Here is a 20,156-nt window from a genome sequence, read left to right as displayed (position 1 = left end):
AGCGCCAGGTCATGACTCGCAACCACAGCCTGTTCGAACGATTTGCAGCACCGTCGGCCAAGCCCGGCTGTGGCGTGACATCTGTCGCGGCTCACCTGGGCAAGATGCTCAGCATCCGCGCGGGGAGCGTGCAGACGCTGCCGGATTATGGGTTGCCTGACTTCAATGAGATGAACCAGAGCCTGCACGAATCATTGAGCCAGTCACGCTTGCTGATCGAGCGTTTTATTCGAGCCTACGAACCACGTTTGAGCCACGTTCGTGTGCGTGTGCTGCCGCGCGATCATGACCCCTTGTGCCTGGCATTTGCCATCGACGCCACACTGCGTATTGATGGCGTCGTGCAACCGGTGGTCTTTACCGCACACCTGCGTGATGCGGGACGTATCGAGGTGTTGCCCGATGTCCTTTAACCGTTATTACCAAAGCGAACTCAGCGCCTTGCGTCAGCTGGGACGGCAGTTCTCCGAACGCAATCCGGCGCTTGCGCCGTTTCTCGGCGAAGCCGGCCAGGACCCGGATGTCGAGCGGTTATTGGAAGGCTTCGCTTTTCTAACCGGGCGCCTGCGTCAGAAACTGGATGACGAATTGCCGGAGCTGACGCACTCCCTGATGCATTTGCTATGGCCCAATTATATGCGCCCGATTCCAGCACTCAGCATCCTGCAGTTCGACCCATTGAAGACGGCTGGGCCTGGGGTCATGGTTGCGCGGGATACACCGGTGGAAAGTGGTTCGGTCGAAGGCGAACGTTGCCGCTTTCGAACCTGTTACGCGACCCAGGTCTTGCCCCTTCAACTGAGCGCGTTGGACTACAGCGTTCAGGGAGAGCAGGCAGTGTTGAGCCTGCAGTTGCGCATCAGTGCCGAGGGCGACTTGAGTCAGTGCGCATTTGACCAGTTGCGCCTGCACCTGACCGGGGACCGCTACATCAGCCAAGGCCTGTACCTGGGGCTGCTGCGTCATCTTACGGGTGTGCAGTTACTGCCACTGGACCGTGCAGGTGCGCCGATTTCCGAGCGTGATGGCCAGGCGTTATCGCTGCGCATTGGCGCGGATCAGGTGCAGCCGGTGGGCTTCGCGCAGGATCAGGCGCTGATCCCCTATCCGCCGAACACCTTCACTGGCTACCGTCATTTGCAGGAGTATTTCATCTTCCCCGACAAGTACCTGTTCGTCGATGTGACGGGGCTGGATGCGCTGCGACGCTTGCCCAACGAGGTCATCAAGCGAATCTGCGGCGTGACGTTGCGCTTTGAGTTACACAACCAACCCTCGCAGCTCCAGCATCTGACTCGGGACAACGTAAAGCTGTATTGCACGCCCATCGTCAACCTGTTCACACATGATGCGGTACCGATTCGCCTGGATGGCAAGCAGGACGAGTATCTGCTGATTCCCGGAGAGTATGCGCGAGGTAACGCCGGTGTGTTTTCCGTCGACCGAGTGACAGGCTGGCGTCCTGGCGGCCAGGGTTACCGGGCGTACGTCCCCTTTGAATCGTTTGAACACGATGGCCATGGGAACGCCTCCGCAGGCCCGCCCAGCTACACCATTCGCCAGCGCGCTTCGGCGCAGCATGGTGGGCTCGACACCTGGTTGGGTTTTGCCGATGGCGTCGGACACGAGCAGGAAACGCTGTCGATCGAGCTGACCTGCACCAACCATAACCTCACTCGACAACTAGCGGCTGGAGCGATCAACCAGCCCTGCGAGCAGACCCCCGAAGGGCTGTCGTTTCGCAACATCTGCGCGCCGACCGATAGCCTCGCACCGCCCCTGGACCAGGATTTTCTCTGGCGCCTGATCAGCAATATGTCGCTCAACTACCTGTCGTTGAGCGATATCAACGCGTTGAAGGGCGTTCTGGAAACTTACGACCTGCCGCGTTATCACGACCGGCAGGCCAGGAAAATCAGCCAGAGAAGACTGGGCGCATTGCGCTCCATCAGTCACGTCCAGGTTGATCGATTGCATCGAGGCATGCCGTTGCGAGGCGTGCTGATCGACCTGAGCATCGACGCCCAAGGCTTCCTGGGGCAGGGCGAGATATTTGTATTCGCCTCGGTACTCAACGAATTCTTCGCGCTCTATGCGGGCCTCAACACTTGCCACGAACTACGTGTCACCAGCACACAAGGAGATGTGTACCTATGGCCAACCCGGATGGGCCAGCAGCCTCTGATTTAACGCAACTGTCCCGTGTCATCCGTGAATATTCGCTGTTCCAGGCAATTTCGCAGGTGATCCGGCGTTTACGCGATGCGCATCCGTTGCTGGATAACGACGCGCTGTATGACCGTTTGGAATTCCAGGCCAACCCAGGCCTCGGATTTCCCGGTCACGATATCGATCGATTGGAGTTTTTTGTCGAGCAGGGACAATGGCACGCGCGTCTTCGTCTAAACGTGCTGAGCCTATGTGGCGCAGGCTCGCCGCTGCCGGCGTTCTACGGCGAGCAGGCATTTGCCGATGGGGCGGGCGGTAATGCTGCCCGTGACTTCCTGGACCTGTTCCACCACCGGCTGCACCGCCTGATGCTGCCGATCTGGCGTAAGTACCGCTATCGCGCGTGCTTCGAGGGGGGCGCGCGGGACAGGTTTTCCGAACAGATGTTCGCCTTGGCCGGGTTGAGAGGCCAGCCGATTCGCGATGCCGCCCAGTTGAACTGCAAGCGACTGCTGCCTTATCTCGGGTTGCTCAGCCTGCGCGTGCATTCCGCGGCCTTGATCGAGACGGTGCTGCGTTACTACTTCAGGCACTCCCGCCTGTGGGTCGAGCAATGGGTGGCGCGCTCGGTTGTTATTTCACCGACGCAGCGCAACAGGCTTGGCGACGCCAACAACGCGCTGGGTGTGGACCATGTCCTTGGCTGCCGAGTCGACGACCGCAGCGGGAAATTCAGGGTGCACCTGCCGGACCTCGACTGGCAGCGTTTTCACGATTTTTTACCTTCGGGCACCGACCACCCGCCGCTGTGTGCACTGATAGGGCTGATCGCGCGCGAACCACTGGACTATGACCTGCGCCTGGTATTGAGCAAAGAAGAGATCAGACCGTTGCAGCTTGGCGAACACAACGTTTGTCGATTGGGCTGGGCCAGTTGGCTGACGCCTGCACGCGCCGATGGCGCGGTCATCGTGACCGGCAATATTCGCCGCAAGGGCAGAGGCATATGATGAATGTAGACCTGCAACAACTTATCCGCGCATTGAATCCCCAGGCGCGGCGAGACTTGGAACGCTCAGCCGAGCGTTGCGTGACGCGCGGAGGCGGCGAGGTTCTTGTAGAGGATCTGCTGGGCGTCCTGCTGGAACACTGCGAAGGCCTGTTAATCAAGGCATTGGCTGACGCCGAGGTTGACAGCGCTGAACTGGCAGCCACGCTGCGGCCAAGGATTGAAACGAGTGCTTCGCCTAATCCGGTGTTCGCCAAGGGCCTGGTGCAATGGTTGCAAAACGCCTTGCTGGTGGCCCATCTGGAGTTGCATCAAACCGAGGTGGACCATGCCGCGCTGTTGTTGGCGTTGTTGTGTCACCCGCCACAGCCTGAAGGTTGCGCTTATCAACGCGTGCTGAGCCGCCTGGATGCGCAGCGCGTGCGCGAGTTTGCTGCAAGTCGGAAGGTGGAGGGCGCCCCGGCAAGCGATGGTGAGTCGTGCCTGGCACGGTTCACTCACGATCTGACCCGGCAGGCCCATGAAGGCCGGATCGATCCGGTGCTGTGTCGCGATGGCGAGATTCGCCAACTGATCGATATCCTTGCGCGACGACGCAAGAACAACCCGATTCTCGTTGGCGAAGCCGGCGTAGGCAAGACGGCCGTGGTCGAGGGGCTTGCCTTGCGGATCGCCAGCGATCAGGTGCCGGAACCGCTCAGAAACGCACGGGTGCTGACCCTGGACATGGGCATGCTGCAGGCCGGAGCCAGTCTCAAGGGCGAATTCGAACGGCGCCTCAAGGGCGTGATGGATGAGGTCAACGCCTCGCCACAAGCGGTCATTCTGTTTATCGACGAAGCGCATACGCTGGTGGGCGCGGGTGCCCAGGCGGGTGGCGCCGATGCGGCCAACCTGCTCAAGCCGGCGCTGGCCCGAGGTGAGTTGCGCACTATCGCCGCCACCACCTGGTCGGAATACAAACGTTACTTCGAGAAAGACCCCGCCCTGGCCCGGCGCTTTCAACCGGTCAAGGTCGGCGAGCCGAGTGTTGAGGAGGCGGTTTCGATCCTGCGTGGCCTGGTGCCGGTGCATGAAGCCAGCCATGGCGTCTATGTACGAGACGACGCCGTGGTGGCCGCCGCCTGCCTGAGTGCCCGCTACCTCGCTGGGCGCCAGTTGCCCGACAAGGCCGTGGACGTACTGGATACCGCCTGTGCCCGTGCACGTATCAGCCGGGTCTGCGCACCCGAGTCGCTGCAGCGGCTGGGTGCGCAGAAGGCTGAATGTCTGCGACAGCGTCTGTCGCTGTTGCGAGACACAGACGCAGGGTTGCCGGTGGATGCGCAGGCATTGCGCGCGCTGGAACGGCGACTGGCGGCTGTCGAGCACGCGTACCAACAGTTACAAGCACGTTGGCTTGAAGAGCAGGCGTGCGCGCAACAGGTACTTGCACTGCGACAGCAATTGGACGATGCCCGCCAGGCAGGGCAGGACGTGGATGCCCTGGAACAGGTGCTGGCAGAACAGCGTGCCCGACAGGGCGCACATCCCCTGGTTCATCTCGAGGTGTGTCCGCGCCTGGTGGCCCAGGTCGTCAGCGCCTGGACAGGTATTCCGGTTGAACGCCTGGCGGTCGAGCACAGTGAGACGGTCCTGGGATTCGCTGACGCGCTGCGCTCGCGCATCCTGGGTCAGGAGCATGCCGTGCAGGCCCTTGATCGCAACTTGCGTGCCGTCGCCGCAGGTCTCAACACGCCCGACGCGCCTGTTGGCGTATTCCTACTGGTGGGCCCAAGTGGCGTAGGCAAGACCGAAACGGCCATGGCCCTGGGGGATTTGCTCTATGGCGGCGAGCGCTTTGTCACGATCCTGAACATGGCTGAATATCAGGAAAAGCATGCGCTGTCTCGACTCATTGGTGCACCTCCCGGCTACGTCGGCTACGGGGAGGGCGGCGTACTGACGGAAGCGGTGCGTCAGCGCCCGTATTCAGTGGTGCTGCTGGACGAAGTGGAGAAGGCTGACCCCGACGTGTTGAATCTGTTTTATCAGATCTTCGACAAGGGCCTGGCCAACGACGGCGAGGGGCGTGAGATCGATTTTCGCAACACGCTGATTCTGATGACCTCCAACCTGGGCAGCGAATGCATCACCGAGCTGTGTGCCGACGCTCAGCGGCCCGACCCGCAGGTACTGCAAGCGGCCATCTATCCGATGTTGCGTGATTATTTCAAGCCGGCCCTGCTGGCTCGAATGCGTGTGGTGCCCTATTACCCGATCGCCGGTGACGTGCTTCACGATCTGGCCAGGCTCAAGCTGGAGCGTCTCGGCTGCAGGCTGCAATTGCGTCGTTTGTCGTTCAGCTATACGGACGATCTGGTCAAGCACATGGCCGAACGTTGCAGCCACAGCGACAGTGGCGCCCGTTATATCGACCAATGGATCGACAGCTGCCTGTTGCCGCAGATGGTTGACCGGCTTCTGGAGACCATGGCTGTCGGCGAATCCGTAGCGCGCGTGCATGCCGGTCTGGACGCCAACGCCCAGCCGATCTGCGAGTTCAGCCAATGACAGACAATCCGTTCAGCCAAGTACCCCATCCCCTGGACTATGCCGAGGCTTTGCTGGCCTGGTTCACTCGCCTGGGCAGTGAGTGTGACGAAGCCAGCTTGCCTGACGCGTGCGTCGCGGCGGCGGCCCAGCTCAGCGGTTGTGAACTGAGCCAGTTGTATTGGCGCGACGAGACAACGGGTCGGCTCGAGCTGACTGCCCAGCATTTGCCAGGGGTCACGCGACCCGCTGACCCCACGTGCGGGCCGGACTTTCAACATGAGCAACTGCTGCACTACGTAATCGATCAGGCTACCCCGCTGTCGCTCGATGAGTTGACGCGCAGCGTCTATGCGTGCGGCTTCCTGCCGGCAATGGCGACACCCTGGCAGTCGTTGTCCTGCATACCGTTGTTCGGGCGGCGCAAGTGCGTTGCCGGCCTGTTGCTGTGCGCCAGCCTGCGTAAACAATCGTTGCAGGGTTACGCGTCGTCATTGGGGCAATTGGGCAGCTTTGCCTTGAGGCAGCTCACGCTGCTCAAGCGTACGGGGCCTGCACACACGCGTATGGGCGCCACGCCTCGTATGGGTGCATTCGGGCTGATCGGCAACAGCGCCGCTATGGCGGCAACCTGTCGCTTGATCGGTAAGGTGTTATTTGCCCCCAGCACCGTGCTCCTGCGGGGCGAGACCGGAACCGGCAAAGAGGTGGTGGCGCGTGCGATCCACGACGCAGGCCCGCGCAAGGGCAAGGCTTTCGTGGTGCAGAATTGTGCCGCCTTCCCCGAGGGGCTGCTGGAAAGCGAACTGTTCGGCTACCGCAAGGGGGCGTTCACGGGGGCCGAGCGTAACCATATCGGCTTGTTTGACGCGGCCAATGGCGGCACGTTGCTGCTGGATGAGATTGGCGATATGCCATTGTCGCTGCAGGCCAAGTTGTTGCGGGTACTGCAGGAGGGGGAGATTCGCCCGCTGGGTGCCGGCGCGCCGCATAAGGTGGATGTGCGGATTATCGCCGCCACCCACCGCGACCTCGCCGCGATGGTGGCCGAGGGCCGTTTTCGCGAGGACCTGTATTACCGCCTGGCGCAATTTCCTATCGAACTGCCGCCCCTGCGTGAGCGAGAGGGTGATGTGCTGATGCTGGCCCGGCATTTTATGCAGAACGCCTGCGATGCGTTGGGACGCAGCCCCCTGGAGTGGTCAAGCGCTGCGCTGGATCAACTGTCGAGTCACGCTTTCCCGGGCAACGTTCGGGAACTCAAGTGCCTGGTGGAGCGCGCCGTGCTGCTCTGTGAGGAGGACGTGATCCTTCCGGCGCACCTTTCTCTCACGCCACCACCAGTGCCCTGCGCCGTCGAGGCAACGTTGCGTCAGCGCCTGGAACGGGTGGAGCGGGTGTTCTTGATCGATTGCCTGCACAAGAACCGCGGCAATCGAACCCGCACTGCCCGCGAACTGGGGGTGGCACGTCGCACCCTGCTTTATCGTCTCGCACGCTTGAACATCCCTTGTGACGACATGCGCGGGGAGCGCTGATGAAGAGCTCATGGGTGCGATTTCCGGCTGCCCGGCCTGTTTTTCCTGGAGAAACCTGATGCATTTTCGTCCATGGCAAGCCTGGTGGCTTGCGTTGTGTTTGTTGAGTGGCTGCAACGCCAATTACGTGTTTGATGACGCCGACTACCGTCCGCTGGGTGATCCCCAACTGACGCGTAGCGGCCGTTGAACGAGGGCCCTGGCATGCAATTAGTGTTTGAAGTGTGCGACGCCGCAAGCGGTGATTCGTCGGCGCGCAAGGTATTCGATGACGCCGGCGGCGTGATCGGTCGTGGGGTAGGGTGTGATTGGAACCTTGCCGATCCCAGTCGCTTGCTGTCCAGCCATCATGGTCTGGTCAGTTACCGTGACGGGCAGTACTTTCTCACCGATATCAGCAGTAACGGCATCGGCCTGCGGGGCAGCAGCGAACGCCTGCGCAAAGGCCTGGCACGGCTGATCAGCGACGGTGACGTCTATCAACTGGGGCCGGTGGATATTCGTGCGCGGCTGGCGGAACGACCAAGCCCCATCGCGGCGCAGAGCTTCGCCGGTAGCGAGACGATCCCCCATGATGCCTTTGTGGGGCTGGACCCGTTGCAGGCAATGCCCAGTGACGACTTGTCCCATCCGCCATCCGAAGATTCGCACGGGTTGCCCGACAACGCTGCGCTGAGCGCCCGCGCGCTTTCCAGCGGTCACTTGGCGCGCGACCACTTGATCGCGCCGAGATGGGCCGATGTCCAGGAAAAAGCACCGGATGTCGAACCGCTTTCGGCTCCTGCTCCGGTCCCTGCGGTCTTCTGGACGCAATTCGGCGAGGCGCTGGGCCTGCGGATGGAGGGGCTTGATTCACGCACGCGCGAAGCACTTGCGATCAAAGTGGCGGGATTGTTCAGGCAAACCGTCGAGGGTATTCAGCAAAGCTTGCGCACCCGCGACGAGCTGAACAGCGAGTTGCACCTGGACCTGACCACCTCACCCTTCAAGCGCCAGAACCCGCTCAAGGACTGTGTCGACCCCCAGGCTGCCATGAGCGCGCTGCTGGGCATGGAAGATCAAGGCCAGCTTTGCACCGAATGGGCGGTTGCCCAGGCTTGCCGTGAACTGCAGATCCACCAACTGGCGCTGCTCGTGGCTTGCCGTGCCACGGTGCGCAGTGCGGTAGCGGCGTTTGCCCCAGTGCATCTGCTGACATGCTTTGAACGTGAGCGCAGCCCGTCGAGGTTCACCACCGCTGGTGCACATTGGCGCGCCTACCAACGTCATTACCAACGACTTAACGACACGCCTGGCCTTGAGGAACGCCTGTTACGCGAGGATTTTTCCAAAGCCTATGACGAACAGGTGCGTCTGGTTTCAACACTGCACACGGCCTATCCGGGATGACTTTCATGTATCGAGCTGTCGTCGTCTTTCTACTGTCGGCGTTGAGCCTGCTGGCCGGCTGCCACAGCCTCTCTCCTTTTTCGACCTTGACCAAGCTGGAGCTGACCCTGACGGCCAGCGAAACGCTTAATCCGGACCTTCACGGTCGTCCATCGCCGGTGGTCATACACCTGATCGAACTGCGGCACCCGGCGGCATTTGAGCATGCTGATTTCTTCAGCCTGTATGGACGCGCTGAGCAAGCGCTGCCCAAGGACTGGGTCGGCAGCGAGGAGCTGGCCTTGAGTCCCGGTGAGCGGCAGATGCTCAAGCTCAGTATCGAACCGCAGAGCCGCTACGTCGGCGTGCTGGCGGCCTACCGGGATCTGCCTCGTGTCCAGTGGCGCAGGGTACTCAGCGTTCAACAACAGCAGTTGACCCGTGTCGACCTTGTGCTTGACGAGGCGGGTATCCGCATCGTCGGCCATGAGGCCGGTCGCTTGGGAGATCGAAATGCAGATCTATAACGTCATCTGGCAGGAGGGCATGTTGCTGCGCCCGCAGCACTTGCAGCACAGCGACCGTTACTACCACCAGCAGCTTAACCAGACCCGCCTGTTGCAGGGCGATGGCTGGGGATTCCTGACGCTTGAGGTCGACTCGCAATACCTTAACCTGGGCAAAGTGGTAGTCGCCCGAGCCAGCGGGGTATTTCCGGACGGCAGCCTGTTCGAGCTGGGCAGCGCGAACGAACCCTTGGTGCTGCAGGTGCCTGCTGACGCGGGCGGGCAAGCGGTGTACCTGGTGTTGCCGCTGGCGGTCGGCAATCAGGTGGAGGTGCGCAGGGCGGAGCAAGGCGACGTTCTGGCGCGCTACGTCAGTCATGAAACCCAGGTGGGCGACTCCAATGCCGGTGTCGATTCCCGTTGCCCGATCAATTGCGCTCGTCCGGACCTGCGACTGGCGTTGGGAGAGCAGGCCGGCGACCCACTCCTGGTGAAACTCCAGGTGGCCCAAGTGCTGGAGTCGACACGCGAGGGAGGCGTGACGCTGGACGCGGACTTTGTGCCGACGTTCATCTACCTGCAACGCTCAGGCTACGTGTCGTCGTGCGTCAATGAGGTGATCAGCCTGCTGGGTACCCGTGGCGACGCGATTGCCGAGCGCATCCAGGGCAACGACGGATCGAGCACGCAACTGGGCGATTTTCTCATGCTGCAGTTGATCAACCGCACAGAGTCGACCCTGCGTCATTACCTGACCCAACCTCAGGTTCGTCCAGAGACGTTGTACCGCGAGCTGTTGGTGATCCTCGGTGAACTGTCGACGTTCGCTACCCACAATAAACGCGCCCAGATAGAGGCGAGTTACCGGCATGGCGACCAGGGTGCGAGCTTTCGCGGGTTGATGGACGGCATTCGAACGGTGCTGTCGTCGGTGCTGGAGCAGCATGCCATTGAGCTCTTACTGCAACCGCGCCAATACGGGGTGCTGGTCTGTCCGGTCAGTGACCTCAAGTTGCTGGGCTGCGCCACTTTCATTCTGGCGGCCACTGCCCAGTGCGACTCGGAAGAGCTGCGCCAGCGCTTGCCCGCGCACCTGAAGGTCGGCCCCGTGGAGCGCATTCGCGAACTGGTCAACCTGCATCTCGCGGGAATCAAGGTCAAGCCGCTGCCCGTGGCGCCGCGACAGATCCCGTTCCATGCCGGCAAGACGTATTTCATGCTTGAACTCAGTGCTCGTGACATCGCGCAGCTGGCGCAATCGGGAGGTTTTGCCTTCCACGCCAGCGGCGAGTTTGCCGGGCTTGAGCTCAAGTTCTGGGCCATCAGGAACTGATCGTTATGACTATGGACAGTGAATACCCGCAGGACGAGAAAACCGTACTGCTTGATCGCGATGGTCACGGTCCCGTGCAGGGCGCCGTGACGGATTTCGCAGCGCCGCCGCGCTTCGAGCACCTCGAGGACCGGATGATCTACACCGCCGGCCTGCAGGGCGCGCACAGCTTTACGATAGGCCCCAACCTCCTGGTCGCGTCGGCCTGGGACCTGCTGCTCCAGACGGTCCAGCTCAAGACCAGTTCGGGACGCGAGAGCCTGCAGGCGCTTAACGACCGGCTGTCCGCAGGGATCCAGGCCTTCGAGGCGCGCGCCCTGCATCACGGCGAGGAAAACAGTCAGGTCATGTCCGCGCGTTATGTACTTTGCAGTGTGATTGACGAAGCGGTGGTGACCACGGCGTGGGGCGGCCATAGCGATTGGTCGAAAACAAGCCTGCTGAGCCGCTTTCATCAAGAGACCTTTGGCGGGGAAAAGTTTTTCCAACTGCTGGAGCGCTTGTCCCTCGATCCGCTTAAGCACCTGGCGATGCTGGAATTGATGTACCTGTGCCTGTCCATCGGCTTTGAAGGCAAGTACCGCGTGACGGAGCGCGGTGGGGTGCAGCTTGAAGCGGTGCGCGATGGCCTGTACCGACAGATTCGACATGGGCGTGGCGAACACGCGTCGATGACGGTTTCCACCGAGCCAGACAGACCGGCGCGCACGCGGCTACGCATTGTGCCGGCCAAATGGGTCGCCACTTGTGCTGGGATCTGCCTGCTGGCGATGTATCTGGCATTCGCCGGCGTGCTCGGCGACCAGCGCACGACCTTACTGCAATCCTTTCAATCTTTGGCGCCGGATCTGACGCGGACGTCCTCGTAACGCTGGGAGCAATCATGAGCGCATTCTTCAAGGGCGTGGGCGCGTTGCTGCGCAAAATTTGGTTATGGAGCCTGTTGTTGGTACTGGGCAGCGCACTGTTGGTATGGTTTGCCGGGCCGCTGTTGGCGGTCGCTGACCACCGTTTCTGGCAAAGCTCGACGGCGCGTCTGCTGACGATCAGCGCGTTGCTTCTCGCATGGGGGCTGGCGATGGTGGGGGCCGGCGGACGGCGTGCCGCACGGTTGCGCTTACCTGAGACCGAGGCGAGTCACCCGCGCGACGGATTGGTGGAGACGGAGCAACGCCAGGTGCGCGGGCGTTTCAAGGAGGCCTTGCACACCTTGAGAACCACGCGGCGTTACGGTGAGCGCAGCGCGCGCTGGCGCAACGAGTTGCCTTGGTATTTGTTGATTGGCGAGCAAGGCAGCGGCAAAAGCTCTTTGCTGTCGGCCAACGGTTTGGTTTACCCGCTCGATCGCTCAGAGGCGCGGTCTTCGAGAGCGAACGCTTACTTTGATGCCTACCTGGCCGACGAAGCCGTTGTGATAGAGGTTGCCGGGCGCTATCTGACGCAGCCTGACGTGCCGGTGGACGGTGCTGGATGGTCGACGTTGCTGGGCCTGCTCAAGTCGCGACACCGAGCGCGGCCGCTCAACGGTGTGGTGGTGACCCTGGCGGTGGAAACGTTGCTGGGCATGAACGAGCACGACCTCGACCTGCATGCACGACGGATACACACGCGTCTGCAAGACATCCAGCAACGGCTGCACATGGACGTGCCGGTGTACCTGATACTGACCCAGGCCGACCGCTTGCCGGGGTTCGCCGAATTCTTCGACTCCCCTATGGGCGACAGCGCAGAAGCGGTGCTCGGAGAGCCCCTGGCGGCAGGCAAGGCCGGCACCGAGATCGGCCATGTGCGCGAAGCGTTCGAGAGGTTGCTGAAGCGTCTGGGCACGCAGGTGATTGCTCGCTTGCATCTGGAACGTGATGTCGAGCGCCGCGGGCAGATGCTTGACTTCCCCCGGCAGGTTGCCCATATCGGTGAGCGTTTATGCCTGTTCGTGGAAACTGCGTTCTGCGCTCATCGCTTCCAGCGCATCAATCGACTGCGCGGGTTCTACCTGGCCTGCGGGGCGTCGGAGGACGGACGCTCGTATTTCGTGCAGGGCCTGTTCAACCGCGTGATCTTTGCGGAGGCTGACCTAGCGGGGCTGCATACCCCCGAGCGACAACGCCTGCGCCGCCGCCAAGGCCTTGGGATGCTGGTCGCTTCGTTGCTCGTGGTCGTGGCGGGAATAGTCTGGACACACAGTTACTCGGTCAACCACCAGCGCCTGCTGCAATTGGCGCAACTGCTCGACATCCAACCGCCCGATCCTGCCATAGCGGATTCCACCCTGGCACTGCTGCCGCGGCTGGACAGCCATCGGGCTGCGACCCAGGTATTCCCTCCCGTGGCGGAGGTGCGGATGGTCGAGCGGGTAGGGTTGTTCCAAGGCGAGGCCGTCCGTCCGCTGTTATCCGATGTTTATGACAGGACACTGCATCAGCAACTGCTGCCGCAAGTGGTTGCCCTGCTTGAAGAACAGGTCCGGGCCAGCCTGGGCGATCGCGAAACGTTGATGGATACGTTGCGGGCGTACCTGATGCTTAACTTGCCGAAACGTCGTGATAATGCCTGGCTGAAGGAGCGTGTGGCGGGTCATTGGTCTGCACGTTACGCCAGCGACCCGTCGGTGCAGAAGCGCTTGAACGAGCATTTCTCGCGCTTGCTTGAGCAACCGTTCGTGATGCCCTTGAGCGATGACCTGGTGGCCGAGGCTCGCCAACAATTGCGCGGTGAATCGCTCGCCGGCGTGGTCTATCGGGCGCTGCGTCACCAGGCTCGCAACCTTGAACCTTATCGACTGGTACAGGGGCGCGGGCTTTCCGCGCCGGATGAACCCATCCCCGGCTTCTTCACCCGGCGGTACGTGCAGTACTTCGAAAAGCAGGGGCCGCGACTGGTCAACGCCATCGCGCAGGACAACTGGGTGCTCGGCGAAAGCGGTGACCTGAGCCCCATGGATTTACGCCAGCTGATGCTGGAGCTGGAGCAACGCTATTTCAGCGAGTATGCCGATGCGTGGAGCCACGCCATCGGTCAGGTTCGGCTGTTGGAGAGCGACAACCTGCGACAGCATGCAGAGACGCTTGCCGACCTGGCATCCGCCCAGTCGCCGTGGGTGCAACTGTTGCATCAGTTGCGTGAAAACACCCGGCTTGTGGCGCAACGCGAGCACCTTGAGGGCGTGACGCGCCAAGTTGGCGAGCTGGGCGTTGCGGCGCAGGCGGGCGCGTCCCTGTTGTCAGGCAGCGCATTACCGGGGCAGATGGCACCTGATTCCGCGCGGCGCGCGTTGCAGCGGCGCTTCGAGCCCTTGCATCAATTGCTGGATGCGGAGCAGAACCCACGTGAACAACTGCTGCAGGCGTTGCGGCTGCTGGATGAATGGCAACTGCAGTTGGCGGGCTTGAACCGCGATGACTTGCCCGAACAGGCCGCGTTCAGGATGGCCAGCCGGCGCATGGATGGCCAGCAACCGCAATTGGGGCGTTTACGTGATACGGCTGCGCGCCTGCCGCAACCTCTGAAAGGGTGGTTCGACAGTATTGCCGACGATAGCTGGCGGCTGTTGCTTGACAGCGCTCATGCCTATGTCAATCAGCGCTACCAGAGCGAACTCTACGGCTTTTACGCCAAGACGATTCAGCGTCGGTATCCATTCACTGCCAGTGCACGCACCGATGTCGCCCTGGAGGATTTTCAGGAATTCTTCAAGCCACGGGGGAGCTTGGCGCGCTTCTACGACAGCCATCTGCGCGCGTTTGTCAGTGCAGACGGCCGCCGCTACCGCCTGCGTAGTCTGGACGGCCGCAGCCTGCCGATGTCGCGCTCGTTGCTGGACCAACTCAGCAAAGCCCAGATGATTCGTCAAGGTTTCTTCAATGACGAGCAGGAGTGGGCGGTGCGGTTCAGTCTGGCGCCCTACAGCCTGGACCCGGCTGTCAGCCGTGCGATGCTGAGTATTGGCGACAAACAGCTCGAATACCGCCACGGCCCCATCGTGCCGATGGTGTTCGACTGGCCCGGCGAGGCGGACCAGAGCCGCACCAGCCTGGTACTGGAGCGTGGCGCGCAGCGGCCATTAGGCATCAAGGATAACAGCGGGGAGTGGTCATTGTTTCGGTTCGTCGAGCTGATGCAAAGTGAGCTCATTGATGCTCGCCAGGCCCGCCTGTTCAAGGCTGATCTCTCCGGGCTGCGTGCGCACTTCCTGCTTTCCAGCCAACGCAACCCGGTGCCGCTGCAGTGGGAGCAATGGCGCACCTTTCGCTTGCCGGAGCAACTATGACCCCGATGCCTGCGTTGTGGCGCAGCGCCGGGCGTACAGCGCGGGGCAAGCTGCGTGCGCGCAACGAGGACGCTTTCCTCGACTGCCCGCAGCGTGGCTGCTGGGCGGTAGCCGACGGCATGGGCGGCCATCGTGCCGGGGATGTGGCCAGCCAGTCGGTCATCCGAAGCCTGGCGTCGTTGCCTGGCGATGATGGCTTCGATCAGCGTATCGACACGGTGCGCAGGCGCCTGCGCGCACTTGACCGCCAGTTGAGCCGCGCGGCGCCATCGGTTGATGGCAGCCTGACGGATATGATGGGCAGCACCGTGGTCGCCTTGCTGCTGGATGGCAATCGTGCCGCCTGCCTTTGGGTCGGCGACAGCCGATGCTACCTCTGGCGCGGGCAACGTCTGTACCAGTTGTCGCGGGACCATTCACGCTTGCAGCAATTGATGGATCGCCAGCACTTGACCCTGGAGCAGGCGCGCGGCCATCCGAATGCCAGAGCCCTGACGCGGGCCATCGGCGGCCGACAACCCCTGAGCCTGGAGGTGCTGGAACTGTGCGTCCACCCCGGCGATGTGTTTTTACTGTGCAGCGACGGTTTGTATCAGGGGCTCAGCCACGGCGTGCTGGGGCGTGCGCTGAGTATGAACAACCCTCGGCAAATGGTGGATCGGTTGTTCGCCGAAGTGTTGCGCGGCCCGGCCCAGGACGACCTGACGGCGGTGGTGGTGCAGCCATGAGCGCGGCCCTGGGCCCGCCCGACCTGCTTGCGGGGCGCTATCAGCTTGAGCGCGTGTTGGGAACGGGTGGGATGGGTGTGGTTTATCGTGCACGAGACCTGCTGCACGAAGCCTTCGGTGAGCCCAGCCCCTGGGTCGCATTGAAACTGCTGGGCGACAGCCTTTCCACCTGTCCCGATGGGCATGTGCTGCTGTACAGCGAATTCGCCCTGACACGAAGGCTGCGCCATGAGCACGTGGTGCGCGCGTTCGCTTTTGAAGTCGACACGGTGCGTCAGGTGGCGTTCTTCACCATGGAGTGGCTGCCGGGGCTGACCCTGGACCGGCTGCTGCTGGAGTACCCGGACGGCCTGCCTTGGAATGAGCTGCAACCGATGGCCGTGCAACTGTTGGATGCGCTTGCTTATGCGCACCGCGCGGGTGTGCTGCATGGGGATATAAAACCGACCAACATCATGGTCGGGGAGCAGGGCTTGTGTCTGTTCGACTTCGGCCTGGGGCATGCCGAGTCGCAAAGAGCCGCCGGATTACCAGGCTTGAGCCACCGTCGCTTGAATGCCTGGACCCCGGCCTATGCCGCCCCGGAGTTGAAGGACGGCGGCGGACCGTCAGTGAGCGCCGACCTTTATGGCGCCGCGCGCGTGCTGTACGAGTTGGCCCAGGGAAGGCGCGTCGTGGAGCCTCACCGCACCCGCCCACTGCCCCGGCCGCGCAGGTTGCCCAGGCGCTGCTGGAGCGCGTTGCGTTCAGCCTTGAGCTGGGCTGCGACGCATCGAACGGTTACGGTTGAACAACTGCGCGATAGCATGGCGGTGACGCACCGGCGATGGTTTGTCTAGGGGAGGGGGGCGCCGGGCAAGTTGTGCAGCTCGCAGTATTCGGACCAGCTCAATCCGGCCATCTGCGCCACTTCCCTGTGCACTTCCAAGCGTTGAGCGTTGAAGGCTTCGGGGGACTCGGCGGTGAGTTTAAGCGTCAGTTCCCACGCGAACAAACCCAGGCGCTCGGCTTCCGCTTCGAAGGCTTCGTGCAAGCGTTCCGCGCGGTATTGGGCAAGCGATTCACCCTTGGCCTGAGCGGCCAGGGGATTCAAGGCGTCCAATTGCGCGAGGAGCTCCGGATGGGCCACAAGAAATCGATCAAGGGCCAGTTGATGGCTATCACCCGGCTCAGCTACAGGATCGTTTCTATGCTCAGACACCGGTGCCGACCTCCTGGTGGGATTCCCTGCGTCGAGCACGCTTGCGCAGGTGGCGCGATACCCGATGTTGCAGTGGTTCGAGTATGAAGAACAGCAGATAGGCCATCAGCACCAGCGTCAGATCAACCCAGGTACCGGCGATCGGTCCGGACACTTCTTCAACAATATCTTTGATTACAAACAACAGGGCGACTCCGCCCAGCCATAGCATTGCGTTAAGCAGCAGTGGCCGCATTGCGTTCGACAACTTGTGTTGCATTTTGAACCTACCTCCTGGGTACCTGGTATGACTCAGGCCCTGCTTCCCTGAATTGGCGACCTCAGCCTGACGCTTTGCCGGGTCACACTCACGCTCCATAAGCCGTCAATAGTACCCGCTCAACCACGATTAGGGATTTTTCCTACTTAAAAAGTTCAATTAATTGCGCGCAATTACCCAATTCCAGGCCGCAACCCCCTGGAAAATCGTCGCCAACGCCGTAAAGGCCTTTCGCTCCCAGTGCCTGGGCGTGTAGCGTTACCTCGTGTTTCCGGGCCCTGCCTTGAAGGGCATCGTGCGATGGGCAGAGGGATGGGTCATGGCGCAAACGCTCTTCAAGCTTTTCTTTACCCAACGTCTGGCGGCCTTGGCCAGCACCGAGTCGTTGCGGGCAATCCGCGAAGGGCTGTTGTGGATCCTGCCTTGCCTGCTCGTTTCGGCCGGGTTTCTGATCCTGTCCGAATGCGCCCGGGTGCTGGGATTCGACCCGCGACTGGTGGCCTTTCTCGCGGGGCTGCATAACCAGATCAGTTCGGTCATCCCACTGCTGGTGGCCGCGTCCATTGGCTACATGCTGGCGATCCAGTATCGCCTCCCGCAGCTTCCGGTGGCGTTTCTCTGCCTGGCCCACGTGGTGATCGCCACCTTTGTACTGCGCGACTACCCACGGGCCTCGGCCACCTTCGTGTTATTCATCGCCATCGCCTCGCCGTTGCTGAACGTGCCGGCCGTGGCCTGGTTGCACCGTTATCGTTGGACGCGGCTGGTCAACGAGGACCTGGTGGGGCACAACCTGCGTGGCACCATCAACATGGTCGTGCCCGGCGCGCTCACCGCCCTGGCATTGGTCACGGTCCTGTCGTTACTGCTGCAAGTCCCGTATGTGGCACAGTTGCAGGGGCCGCAGGTGCTGGATGCGTTGCAGTCGCCCTACGGCAGCGGCCTGTTCGTGACGCTGATGAATTCGCTGTTGTGGTTCTTCGGAATCCACGGCGTGTACGCCATGCAGCCGCTGTTCGATGTGTTGGATCAGGCCGTGGTGCTCAACGGCACGGCGGCGGCTGCAGGGGAGCCGATCAAGTACCTGTTGAACAGCGGTCTGCTCGGCAGTTTTGCTTTTATCGGCGGTTCGGGCGGCGCGTTATGCCTGCTGCTGGCGATCCTGCTGTTTTCCAAGAGCCAGTCCATGCGCCTGGTCGCCGTGGCGAGCTTGCCGCTGTCACTGTTCAACGTCAGCGAGGTGCTGCTGTTCGGCTTGCCGATCATCCTCAACCCGCGTCTGTTCATCCCCTTTCTATTAGTGCCTGCCATGAACGCAATGCTGGCCTTGGGGGCGGTGCAGATGGGCTGGGTTTCGCCGGCGGTGGCCAGTGTGCCGTTCACCTCTCCGGTGTTGCTCAATGCTTATCTGAGCACTCACGGCGACCTGGCGGCGGTCGCGCTGCAGGTGGCGTTGCTGGGCCTGGGCACGCTGGTGTATGTGCCGTATGTGCGGGCGATCCATCGCCAGGCCAGCGAAGGCGGCACGGTGTATCTCAAATCCCTGGACATGACCTTCCGTGGCCTTGAGGAAAAAGGCCGGCTGCGCGAACTGGACCCCGTGCTGGCTTCCCACAAGACCCTGGCGCGTCACGCCAATGAGCTGAGCCGCATCCAGCAGATCAGCGACTACGATTTCTATCTGGAATTCCAACCGCAAGTCTCGACCCGCACCGGACTGTGCACCGGTTGCGAGGCCTTGATGCGCGCTCGCGATGCCCAGGGCACGGTGCATTCGCCCTGGGAATTCCTGCAATGGCTGGCCCAGGCCCAATTGATGCCGGACGTGGACATGTGGGTGGCGTCCCAGGCCGTGCGCCAATACCAGAAATGGCAAAAGTTGGGGTTCACGCTACCCATGACCATTAATATTTCCAGCGCGACGCTGACGGATGCCACCTATGGCGAGCGCCTCGTCGGCATCCTGGCACAGGCCCACGGGCAGGTCTCGGTGGAGATCACCGAAGATGCTCTGGTCAGCGATATCCAGGCTACGCGGCGGACGATTCAAAAACTCCAGGCGATTGGCGCCAAGGTGTATATCGACGACTTTGGCACCGGTTTTTCAGCGTTGAGTTACCTGCACCAGTTTCCGGTGGACTTTATCAAGATCGACCGCAGCTTCGTGGTGGCCCAGCATGATCCCAAGGGCGCGCAGGTCCTGACCGGGATGCTGCGTTTCTGCGAGGCGTTGAACCTGGGTGTGGTCGTCGAAGGGGTGGAGACCGCCGAGCAACTGGCCTTCCTGAACACCGGCAGCGAACTGTTTATCCAGGGCTGGTATTTCAGCAAGGCGCTGCCGGGCGATCAGTTGGAAGGCTTTGTGCGCGAACGTGCGGCGTTGGCGCAGACCTAGGCGGATTCGTAGCCGCGCCGGGTCTGTTCGATGTCGTCGACCAAAGCGTCGATACCGGCCAGGTGCGCGCGATTGTCATGATCCCAAGGGTGGAAGCCTGGCTTGAAGTAATGCAGCCAAGGCACCAGCATGCGCGGGAAAACGCCTTTAGGGCCATACAGAAACTTGAGCATGCGCCAGAAGCCCTTGAAAAAACCTCCCGCCTTGCGGTCCGCCACCAGCAAGCGCACATGAAAGTCCAGCACCACCAGCCAGAACAGCAGCGTAGTGGTGAGCATGGTCCCGGTGCGCAGCAGATAGCGCCCGGGACCCGGCTTGATCACAGTGTTCCATACGTCAAACGCCACGGCTTTGTGCTCGGTTTCTTCGAGGGCGTGCCAGTACCACATTTGCTGGTAGCCCTTGAGTGAATGGCCGAAGCGCGACGGGTCGCTCAGCAGGATCTCGGCGAGCATCGCGGTGTAGTGCTCCAGGGCGATGGTCACGGCCAGGTTGAACGCCGGCGGCAGGTGTTTTTTTTGCCAGTCGAGGATGAATTTCAACCGCCGATCGAGGGTGTGCGCCGGCAGGCCCGCCGCTTGCAGCAGGTCGTTATAGGCCACATGTTCGCGGCTGTGCATGGCCTCTTGACCGATAAAACCCTGGATTTCCTTCTTCAACAGCGGGTCGTCGATGCGCTGCCGGTAATGGCGCACGCTGTCCATGAAGAACAGTTCGCCCTGAGGAAACAGCAGCGACAGGGCATTGAAGAAGTGCGTGATGAACGGGCCTTGTTCGTGCCAGTCCTTGATGCGCTCGGCGGGCAGGGCAAAACGGACATCGCGACGGATGGGTAGCATGGGCTGTGCTCC

At 61.8% G+C, this 20,156-nt stretch carries 17 protein-coding genes; 14 read left to right on the top strand and 3 right to left on the bottom strand.

Annotated features, from left to right (window positions below; all coding sequences use genetic code 11):
* Positions 1-11: 11 nt before the first annotated feature.
* Genes tssE through PSH94_RS14235 form a run of 13 tightly spaced genes read left to right on the top strand, consistent with a single transcriptional unit; the run spans position 12 to position 16,289 of the window.
* The gene (gene tssE, locus PSH94_RS14295) at positions 12-413 is read left to right on the top strand and encodes a type VI secretion system baseplate subunit TssE (protein WP_305434914.1); all 402 of its coding nucleotides are present in this window, start codon (positions 12-14) and stop codon (positions 411-413) included.
* Positions 403-2,190 carry a type VI secretion system baseplate subunit TssF gene (tssF, locus tag PSH94_RS14290; protein WP_181076903.1) on the top strand — a complete coding sequence of 596 codons (1,788 nt, stop codon included), beginning with the start codon at positions 403-405 and terminating at the stop codon, positions 2,188-2,190. Before tssE ends, tssF begins: the two co-directional genes overlap by 11 nt.
* On the top strand, positions 2,154-3,179 hold the full coding sequence (gene tssG, locus PSH94_RS14285; protein ID WP_305434911.1) for a type VI secretion system baseplate subunit TssG: 1,026 nt from the start codon (positions 2,154-2,156) through the stop codon (positions 3,177-3,179). Before tssF ends, tssG begins: the two co-directional genes overlap by 37 nt.
* The gene (gene tssH, locus PSH94_RS14280; protein WP_305434909.1) at positions 3,176-5,731 is read left to right on the top strand and encodes a type VI secretion system ATPase TssH; all 2,556 of its coding nucleotides are present in this window, start codon (positions 3,176-3,178) and stop codon (positions 5,729-5,731) included. Before tssG ends, tssH begins: the two co-directional genes overlap by 4 nt.
* On the top strand, positions 5,728-7,248 hold the full coding sequence (locus PSH94_RS14275; RefSeq protein WP_305434908.1) for a sigma-54-dependent Fis family transcriptional regulator: 1,521 nt from the start codon (positions 5,728-5,730) through the stop codon (positions 7,246-7,248). Before tssH ends, PSH94_RS14275 begins: the two co-directional genes overlap by 4 nt.
* A gap of 58 nt (positions 7,249-7,306) precedes the next feature.
* Positions 7,307-7,438 (top strand): type VI secretion protein, encoded by a 132-nt coding sequence (locus tag PSH94_RS14270; protein WP_181076909.1) that lies wholly within the window; start codon positions 7,307-7,309, stop codon positions 7,436-7,438.
* A gap of 14 nt (positions 7,439-7,452) precedes the next feature.
* Positions 7,453-8,637, top strand: a complete 1,185-nt coding sequence (tagH, locus tag PSH94_RS14265) for a type VI secretion system-associated FHA domain protein TagH (protein WP_305434906.1) — start codon at positions 7,453-7,455, stop codon at positions 8,635-8,637.
* 5 nt (positions 8,638-8,642) lie between these two features.
* Complete coding sequence (gene tssJ / locus PSH94_RS14260; protein WP_285429316.1) at positions 8,643-9,143, top strand: type VI secretion system lipoprotein TssJ; 501 nt, start codon at positions 8,643-8,645, stop codon at positions 9,141-9,143.
* Positions 9,130-10,455 carry a type VI secretion system baseplate subunit TssK gene (gene tssK / locus PSH94_RS14255; protein ID WP_305434905.1) on the top strand — a complete coding sequence of 442 codons (1,326 nt, stop codon included), beginning with the start codon at positions 9,130-9,132 and terminating at the stop codon, positions 10,453-10,455. Before tssJ ends, tssK begins: the two co-directional genes overlap by 14 nt.
* Positions 10,456-10,460: 5 nt before the next feature.
* Positions 10,461-11,324 (top strand): type IVB secretion system protein IcmH/DotU, encoded by an 864-nt coding sequence (gene icmH, locus PSH94_RS14250; RefSeq protein WP_305434904.1) that lies wholly within the window; start codon positions 10,461-10,463, stop codon positions 11,322-11,324.
* A gap of 14 nt (positions 11,325-11,338) precedes the next feature.
* Positions 11,339-14,722: a type VI secretion system membrane subunit TssM gene (gene tssM / locus PSH94_RS14245; protein ID WP_305434903.1), complete on the top strand. Its 3,384-nt coding sequence runs from the start codon at positions 11,339-11,341 to the stop codon at positions 14,720-14,722.
* The gene (locus tag PSH94_RS14240) at positions 14,719-15,450 is read left to right on the top strand and encodes a PP2C family serine/threonine-protein phosphatase (protein ID WP_305434902.1); all 732 of its coding nucleotides are present in this window, start codon (positions 14,719-14,721) and stop codon (positions 15,448-15,450) included. The genes tssM and PSH94_RS14240 overlap by 4 nt, the downstream gene beginning before the upstream one ends.
* A complete protein-coding gene (locus PSH94_RS14235; protein ID WP_253508016.1) occupies positions 15,447-16,289 on the top strand; it encodes a serine/threonine-protein kinase in 843 nt (280 codons plus the stop codon). The genes PSH94_RS14240 and PSH94_RS14235 overlap by 4 nt, the downstream gene beginning before the upstream one ends.
* Here PSH94_RS14235 and PSH94_RS14230 read toward each other — a convergent pair.
* Complete coding sequence (locus tag PSH94_RS14230; RefSeq protein ID WP_305434899.1) at positions 16,286-16,651, bottom strand: DUF6388 family protein; 366 nt, start codon at positions 16,649-16,651, stop codon at positions 16,286-16,288. The two genes, PSH94_RS14235 and PSH94_RS14230, sit on opposite strands and share 4 nt — an antisense overlap.
* Positions 16,644-16,910 (bottom strand): hypothetical protein, encoded by a 267-nt coding sequence (locus PSH94_RS14225; protein ID WP_181076923.1) that lies wholly within the window; start codon positions 16,908-16,910, stop codon positions 16,644-16,646. Before PSH94_RS14225 ends, PSH94_RS14230 begins: the two co-directional genes overlap by 8 nt.
* A 319-nt stretch (positions 16,911-17,229) precedes the next feature.
* Between PSH94_RS14225 and PSH94_RS14220 the strand changes: the two genes are divergently transcribed.
* Positions 17,230-19,305, top strand: coding sequence for a PTS sugar transporter subunit IIC/EAL domain-containing protein (locus tag PSH94_RS14220; RefSeq protein WP_181076924.1), 2,076 nt, complete (start codon positions 17,230-17,232; stop codon positions 19,303-19,305).
* Here PSH94_RS14220 and PSH94_RS14215 read toward each other — a convergent pair.
* On the bottom strand, positions 19,302-20,144 hold the full coding sequence (locus PSH94_RS14215) for a metal-dependent hydrolase (RefSeq protein ID WP_181076926.1): 843 nt from the start codon (positions 20,142-20,144) through the stop codon (positions 19,302-19,304). The genes PSH94_RS14220 and PSH94_RS14215 overlap by 4 nt on opposite strands.
* Positions 20,145-20,156: the final 12 nt, after the last annotated feature.

The organism is Pseudomonas sp. FP2254 (assembly GCF_030687695.1).
Taxonomy (GTDB): Bacteria; Pseudomonadota; Gammaproteobacteria; order Pseudomonadales; family Pseudomonadaceae; genus Aquipseudomonas; species Aquipseudomonas quebecensis.
This window is presented reverse-complemented; position numbering and strand designations above follow the sequence as displayed.

Coding starts and splice junctions, on each gene's coding strand:
- tssE (WP_305434914.1), top strand. CDS start 12: ATGACTCGCAACCACAGCCTGTTCGAACGATTTGCAGCACCGTCGGCC.
- tssF (WP_181076903.1), top strand. CDS start 403: ATGTCCTTTAACCGTTATTACCAAAGCGAACTCAGCGCCTTGCGTCAG.
- tssG (WP_305434911.1), top strand. CDS start 2,154: ATGGCCAACCCGGATGGGCCAGCAGCCTCTGATTTAACGCAACTGTCC.
- tssH (WP_305434909.1), top strand. CDS start 3,176: ATGATGAATGTAGACCTGCAACAACTTATCCGCGCATTGAATCCCCAG.
- PSH94_RS14275 (WP_305434908.1), top strand. CDS start 5,728: ATGACAGACAATCCGTTCAGCCAAGTACCCCATCCCCTGGACTATGCC.
- PSH94_RS14270 (WP_181076909.1), top strand. CDS start 7,307: ATGCATTTTCGTCCATGGCAAGCCTGGTGGCTTGCGTTGTGTTTGTTG.
- tagH (WP_305434906.1), top strand. CDS start 7,453: ATGCAATTAGTGTTTGAAGTGTGCGACGCCGCAAGCGGTGATTCGTCG.
- tssJ (WP_285429316.1), top strand. CDS start 8,643: ATGTATCGAGCTGTCGTCGTCTTTCTACTGTCGGCGTTGAGCCTGCTG.
- tssK (WP_305434905.1), top strand. CDS start 9,130: ATGCAGATCTATAACGTCATCTGGCAGGAGGGCATGTTGCTGCGCCCG.
- icmH (WP_305434904.1), top strand. CDS start 10,461: ATGACTATGGACAGTGAATACCCGCAGGACGAGAAAACCGTACTGCTT.
- tssM (WP_305434903.1), top strand. CDS start 11,339: ATGAGCGCATTCTTCAAGGGCGTGGGCGCGTTGCTGCGCAAAATTTGG.
- PSH94_RS14240 (WP_305434902.1), top strand. CDS start 14,719: ATGACCCCGATGCCTGCGTTGTGGCGCAGCGCCGGGCGTACAGCGCGG.
- PSH94_RS14235 (WP_253508016.1), top strand. CDS start 15,447: ATGAGCGCGGCCCTGGGCCCGCCCGACCTGCTTGCGGGGCGCTATCAG.
- PSH94_RS14225 (WP_181076923.1), bottom strand. CDS start 16,910: ATGCAACACAAGTTGTCGAACGCAATGCGGCCACTGCTGCTTAACGCA.
- PSH94_RS14220 (WP_181076924.1), top strand. CDS start 17,230: ATGGCGCAAACGCTCTTCAAGCTTTTCTTTACCCAACGTCTGGCGGCC.
- PSH94_RS14215 (WP_181076926.1), bottom strand. CDS start 20,144: ATGCTACCCATCCGTCGCGATGTCCGTTTTGCCCTGCCCGCCGAGCGC.